The organism is Rhodothermales bacterium (assembly GCA_034439735.1).
Classification (GTDB): Bacteria; Bacteroidota; Rhodothermia; order Rhodothermales; family JAHQVL01; genus JAWKNW01.
On the sequence record JAWXAX010000215.1, the window covers coordinates 1 to 5,818 of the forward strand.

The 5,818-nt window shown below is 63.2% G+C and carries 6 protein-coding genes; 3 read left to right on the forward strand and 3 right to left on the reverse strand.

Going from position 1 to position 5,818, the window contains the following annotated elements; all coding sequences use genetic code 11:
- Positions 1-422: hypothetical protein (locus tag SH809_15765; GenBank protein MDZ4701167.1), on the forward strand; the 422-nt coding region annotated here is incomplete at its 5' end.
- A gap of 96 nt (positions 423-518) precedes the next feature.
- Here SH809_15765 and mnmA read toward each other — a convergent pair.
- The gene (gene mnmA, locus SH809_15770; GenBank protein ID MDZ4701168.1) at positions 519-1,658 is read right to left on the reverse strand and encodes a tRNA 2-thiouridine(34) synthase MnmA; all 1,140 of its coding nucleotides are present in this window, start codon (positions 1,656-1,658) and stop codon (positions 519-521) included.
- Positions 1,659-1,761: 103 nt separating this feature from the next.
- On the opposite strand from mnmA, the gene SH809_15775 reads away from it, so the two are divergent.
- Entirely contained in the window at positions 1,762-2,283 is a 522-nt protein-coding gene (locus SH809_15775) for a rhodanese-like domain-containing protein (GenBank protein MDZ4701169.1), read from the forward strand.
- A gap of 2 nt (positions 2,284-2,285) precedes the next feature.
- Here SH809_15775 and SH809_15780 read toward each other — a convergent pair whose 3' ends face one another.
- Positions 2,286-3,704 carry a Glu/Leu/Phe/Val dehydrogenase gene (locus SH809_15780; protein ID MDZ4701170.1) on the reverse strand — a complete coding sequence of 473 codons (1,419 nt, stop codon included), beginning with the start codon at positions 3,702-3,704 and terminating at the stop codon, positions 2,286-2,288.
- A gap of 144 nt (positions 3,705-3,848) precedes the next feature.
- Here SH809_15780 and SH809_15785 point away from each other — a divergent pair, with 144 nt between their 5' ends.
- Entirely contained in the window at positions 3,849-4,457 is a 609-nt protein-coding gene (locus SH809_15785; GenBank protein MDZ4701171.1) for a nucleotidyltransferase family protein, read from the forward strand.
- A gap of 35 nt (positions 4,458-4,492) precedes the next feature.
- Here the strand turns inward: SH809_15785 and SH809_15790 are convergent, their stop codons facing one another.
- Complete coding sequence (locus tag SH809_15790) at positions 4,493-5,638, reverse strand: XdhC family protein (protein ID MDZ4701172.1); 1,146 nt, start codon at positions 5,636-5,638, stop codon at positions 4,493-4,495.
- Positions 5,639-5,818 lie beyond the last annotated feature (180 nt).

The window sequence follows — 5,818 nt, forward strand, 5'->3', positions numbered from 1 at the left end:
ACCTGCAACTTGCCAACCTGCAACTTGCCAACCTGCAACTTGCCAACCTGCAACTTGCCAACCTGCAACTTGCCAACCTGCAACTTGCCAACCTGCAACCTCTACCTCCTCGCCATCTCAATAATCTCGACCGGCGTGCCCCACATGACCGTCGTCATGACGTCGGTGCGGAGCCGCATGTCGAATGCGACGCGCAGGCCGTCTTCTCGGAACGTGACGGCAAGATTGATCGGAAAGTACCGCTCGCCGTCTTCGGATTCGATGCCGTAGAAGCCGCCCTCAAGGTCGAGGTAGACGATCGTGCCCTTAAACGGCATCGTCGTCTGCACACTCCCTCCGGCCTCGGGGGCGGAGGACGTTTTACACGCCGGCGCGGCGAGGAGGAAAATTCCGAGAAGTGCAAAGTGAAAAGTGGAAAGTGAAAAATGGGGGAGTCTGAGGTTCATGGTCACGCTCTATTGGTTATTGATCAACTCACGGTCACAGCCACTCACTTTGCACTTTTTACTTTGCACTTTTTACTTTTCACTTTGCACTTCGCCAACAGCGTGTATCCACCCTCCTCCCAGCACATCATCCCCTTCATACAAGACAAGCGATTGGCCAGGGGTGATGGCATGGCGGGGTTCGGCGAAGGCGACGTGCAGGGTGTCGTCGTCGCTCTGCCAGACGATGCAGGGGGCGCCTTCGTCCTTGTAGCGGATCTTGGCGATGGCGGGTCTCTCCTCACGCAGGTCGGGGTACTTGGTCAGGTTTAGCTTGCGGGCGACGAGGGTTTGCTGCAATAACTCCTTGCGGGGGCCGACGGTGATAGTGTTGCTGGGGGCGTCGATCCGGGTGACATAGGCCGGATACCCAAGCGCCAGCCCGAGGCCGTGGCGCTGGCCGATTGTGTAAAACGGAAACCCCTCGTGCCGGCCGACGGCGGTGCCGTCGCTGAGTACAAACGATCCGCCCTCTACCTCGGCCTCAAGGCCCGGGACGCGTTCCTTGAGGAAACGCCGGTAGTCGTTGTCGGGCACGAAGCAGATCTCGTAGGAGTCCGGCTTGTCCGCGACGCGGAGCAGGCCGTAGTCGTGCGCCATCTGGCGGATCTGCGGCTTCGTGTAGGCCCCGAGCGGAAAAATGGAGCGCTGGAGGTGTTCCTGGGGGAGGCCCCAGAGGGCGTAACTCTGGTCCTTGTTGGCATCCAGCCCGCGCATTAGCACGTGCCGGCCGAGGGCCTCGTCGTGCCGCACTCGGGCGTAGTGGCCGGTGGCGATGAAAGCACACCCCAGGTCGTCCGCGCGGCGGAGCAGGGCCGCCCACTTGATGTGGGTGTTGCACAGGACGCACGGATTGGGGGTGCGGCCGGCGAGGTACTCGCCCGTGAATCGCTCGATCACCCAGTCCCCAAACTCCTCGCGGATGTCAACGATAAAATGGGTGAACCCGAACGCCATCGCCACGCCCCGGGCGTCGTTCATCGAATCCAGCGAGCAGCACCCGACCTCCTTGCCGCCGCGCCCGCCGCTCGAGGTGTAGTCCCACGTCTTCATCGTGATTCCGATCACCTCGTACCCCTGCTCGCGAAGCAACACGGCCGCCACGGATGAGTCGACCCCGCCGCTCATGGCGACCAGGACACGTCCTTTGGATGGGTGGGGCGGGGTTTCCATGGGGTGATGCTGGCCCAATGCCTGTCAGAGTGGATCGTTAAAAGTAGGTGGCCTTTGAACGGACCCGTCCATCCGGCGTTCCTGAGGGAATCGCCGGCACGAAATGACCAGATACATCCTCCTCCTTCTTATCCTCCTCCCGCTCGACATGGCCTCTGCCCAGACCCTTGTGTGGTCCACCGTCCTGCGCGACGTACGCAACCGCTACCCGGAGGTCGAGCAGATCTCGGTCGACTCCCTGGCGCATTGGCTGCAGGACCCGAACAGGCAGCCGCCGCTGCTGGTGGACGTGCGCGAGCGCTCCGAGTATGACCTCAGCCACATCGCCGGCGCCATCCACTCGGCCCCGGATTCCGCCGATGTCGACGATCTGCTGGCCGCGGCGGCGGGCCGGCCGATCGTGCTGTACTGCTCGGTCGGCTATCGGTCCTCGGCCAAGGCGCAGGCGCTCCTCCAGGCCGGCGCCACGTCGGTCGCCAATCTGGAGGGGTCGGTGTTTATGTGGGCGAACGAAGGACAACCGGTCGAGCGCGACGGAAAGGCCGTACGGGAAGTCCATCCCTACAACCGGGTGTGGGGGGTGTTGCTCAATAAACGGCTCCGTGGAGAGGTGGGGAGGGACTGAGGTTACGGGAAAATCCCGCGCAACTCGTAGGCGTATGCGATCTTCTCAAGCGCGGACAGGAAGGCCGCGCAGCGGAGATCGATCTTCATTCCGTGTTTCTCCTGGATCACCCGGATCTGTCGGTAGGCCTCGACCATGGTATCCTCAAGGCCGGAATTGACGAGGTCGACCTCGTCAGGACCCTGGGCGATTTCGCGTATCAATTTGGCATCGATCGACTGGCCGGTCATTTTTTCGAGCGTCCGAAGGATTTTCAGGTTGCTGCGCTCCTCGAATCGTTTCTCCATGCGTCCGAAGCGGACGTGTGAGAGGTTTTTCAGCCACTCGAAATACGACACCGTCACCCCGCCGGCGTTGAGGTACATGTCCGGGATGATCAGGACGCCGCGTTGCGTCAATGCCTCGGCGGCGTCGGCCGTGACGGGGCCGTTGGCGGCCTCGGCGATGATCTTTGCCTTGATCCGGCCGGCGTTTTCCATGGTGATCTGGGTCTCCAGGGCGGCCGGCACGAGGATGTCACACGCCAGTTCGAGGGCATCCAGCGTATTCGGAATCAGGGTAGCGCCGGGGAAGGAGACGATCGTTTTGTGCTCCTTGCGGTGTCGGTCCACCGCGTCGATGTCCAGGCCTTTCGGGTTGTAGATCGCCCCGTCGTACTCGGCGATCGCGATGACGACGCCGCCTTCCTCCTGGAGGAATTTGGCGGAGTGGTAGCCTACGTTTCCGAAGCCCTGGACGACGACGGTTTTGCCGGCAATGCCGGTCGTCAGCCCGCGGGCCTTCATGTCTTCCTCGAAATTACACGCCTCGCGGACGCCAAAACACACCCCGCGCCCGGTAGCCTCCACGCGGCCGCGAATACCGCCCTGGGCGATAGGCTTGCCGGTAACACAGCCGAGAGCGTCGAGTTCGGACGTGGTCATCGAATTGTAGGTGTCGACGATCCACGCCATCTCGCGCGCGCCAGTGCCGTAGTCGGGCGCCGGCACGTCGATCCCCGGGCCGATAAATTTTTTGGCGATCAGCTCGTACGTATAGCGCCGCGTGATCCGCTCGAGCTCGGCCTCGGAGTAGTTACGCGGGTTGATCTTCACCGCTCCCTTGGCCCCACCGAACGGGACGTCGACGATGGCGCACTTGTAGGTCATCAGCGAAGCCAGGGCGACCACCTCGTCCTGGTCGGCGTGTTCGTTGTAGCGGATGCCGCCTTTTACTGGCATCCGGTGGTGGCTGTGTTCGGCGCGCCAGGCCTTGATGACCTCGATGGTGCCATCGTCTCGCTTCAGCGGAAACTGGATGGAATAGACACTATTGCAGATGCGGATCTGTTCGATGAGTCCGGGTGGGTAGTCAGTCAGCGCCGCCGCACGGTTCAGGTTGGCATCGACTTGCTCGGTGAAGGAGATCTTCTGGGTTGCCATACGGTGTATTCCTCACGGATTGGATTGGCCTGGAGGCGCCGGAAAGAGTAGCTTGTCGCGGCCTGGCCGGCGGGTCGGGCAGAAGTTAGATCCACACCGTTTGAATCGCAAATGAAGGAAAAAGCCACGGGAAACAGGCTGTTTTTGTCTGGAATCCTGCTTGCCGCGGGCCTTTCGCGGCGCATGGGAGAGATCAACAAGTTGCTGCTCGAAGTGGACGGTGCGCCGATGGTGGTCCACGCCGCCAACCGGCTGATGGAAGCGGATGTCGACGAACGGATCGTCGTGCTGGGGCACGAGGCCGGCCGCGTGCGGGAGGCGCTGAACGGGTTCGACGTACGCTTCGTGGAAAATCCGGGCTATCCGCAGGGCATGACATCGTCGATCCAGGCCGGCGTCCGCGCCGTCTCGCCGGCGTCGGCCGGGTACCTCATTGCCCTATCCGACATGCCGCGGCTTTCGCCCTCGACGCCCGCCGGCGTGCTCGCGGCGTTTCGCGCCGCCGAGGCGCTGCGACCAGGCGCCATCGTCATCCCCGTCTACCAGGGTCGGCGTGGCCATCCGGTGGTGTTCTCTGTTGTTTATCGCGAAGAGATTCTAGCACACGACGAGCCTGAAGGCTGCCGCGGGATCGTCAAACGCCACGCCCACCGGGTCATCGAAATGCCCACGGAAGATGAAGGGGCGGTGTGGGATGTGGATACAATGGAAGCAGGGCAAAAGGAAAAAGGGAAAAGGAAAAGTGGATGTTGAGCACCCCCACACCCCCACACTCCTACCCCTCACACTCACGAATGAATCGGCCCTGTGCGTTTCCTGAGCAACCCACCGCCGCGGCCGTGGAGGATGGCCTGGGCCTCGGCGAGGGCGGCGAGGGCGATTTCTTCCGGGGTTTCGGTGCCGATGTCGAGTCCGATAGGGCCGAAGATGCGGGTGTCGGCGTCGGCTGGCAATGGGGCGGTTTCGGCGAGTTCCTCGAGCATACGGGCGGTGCGGCTGCGGGGACCGAGGAGGCCGAGGTAGGGCGTCTGGGTGGGGAGGAGGCCGGCGAGTAAGGCGCGGTCTCGCAGGTAGCTGTGGTTCATTAGGAACGCCGCCGTGCGGCCGTCGGTGGCGATGCGGGTGGCAACCTCCTCGGGATGCATCAGGAAGATACAGCGATCAGCCCCGGGGAAGCGGCGGGCAAGCTCCTCCTCGGGTTTTCGGCCGACAATCCACACCTCCCAGCCGAGCGATTGCGCCATACGGACGACCGGCGCGATGTCGTGCCCTTCGCCAAACAGCAACAGGCGGATGGGCGGTTGAAGGGCCTCGAAGAGCACCTCGGCCGTGGCGCTCATGGTTTCGTAGGTCCGGTTCTGCCAGGCCGGCCGGCTGGCCGCGTGGCGCTTGTCCTCCAGGATCGCCCGGGCGTCGCGCACGATCCGTTCGTGTAAACCCTCCGGGAGGTCGCCCGACGGGATAGACTCGAGACCCAGATCCTGGACGGCCACATGCCCGGCTACGGCGTCGCGCCATGCGCCCGAGCCGGTGAGCACGGTCGCAAGAACGTTAGAACGGCGAGAGGCCGCGCTTGCGGCGATGGCGTCGAGCGGCGGAACCGGGCCCCCGGGGGCGAAGGGCTCGATGAGGACGTGCACGATGCCGTTGCATCCGGTGCCAAAGCCAAGTACGATGTCGTCCTCGCCGAGGGTGAAAGGGTGGACTTCCGCGAGGCCGGACTTCATCTGTTCCAGCGCACGTTCCGCCACCTCGCCCTCCAGGCAACCGCCGCTGATGGTCCCCCAGGTGGCGCCCTTCGGGTCGATGAGCAGCCGCGCCCCTGGTCGGCGATAGGTGGATCCGCCGATGCGCACGACGGTGGCCAGGGCAAACCCCTGGCCTTCGGCGCGGAGACGGCCGGCATGGTGGAGGATCTGTCGGATTTCGTACATGCCGGTGAAACGTGCCTTGCGGAAAGGGGTTGCCTGAGCACGCATTTCCCCCATCACGAATCACGAATCGCTAATCACGAATCATGCGAATCAGGAGTTGAGGCCGTATCAAATGAATGAATCTAACTGGCAATCCCCCCATTCTTCGTCTTCCCCCGGTCAAAGCCGGGGGCAGGCTCC

Excerpts from the sequence above, each read along its gene's own strand:
- mnmA (MDZ4701168.1), bottom strand. The coding sequence starts at position 1,658 with ATGGAAACCCCGCCCCACCCATCCAAAGGACGTGTCCTGGTCGCCATG.
- SH809_15775 (MDZ4701169.1), top strand. The coding sequence starts at position 1,762 with ATGACCAGATACATCCTCCTCCTTCTTATCCTCCTCCCGCTCGACATG.
- SH809_15780 (MDZ4701170.1), bottom strand. The coding sequence starts at position 3,704 with ATGGCAACCCAGAAGATCTCCTTCACCGAGCAAGTCGATGCCAACCTG.
- SH809_15790 (MDZ4701172.1), bottom strand. The coding sequence starts at position 5,638 with ATGTACGAAATCCGACAGATCCTCCACCATGCCGGCCGTCTCCGCGCC.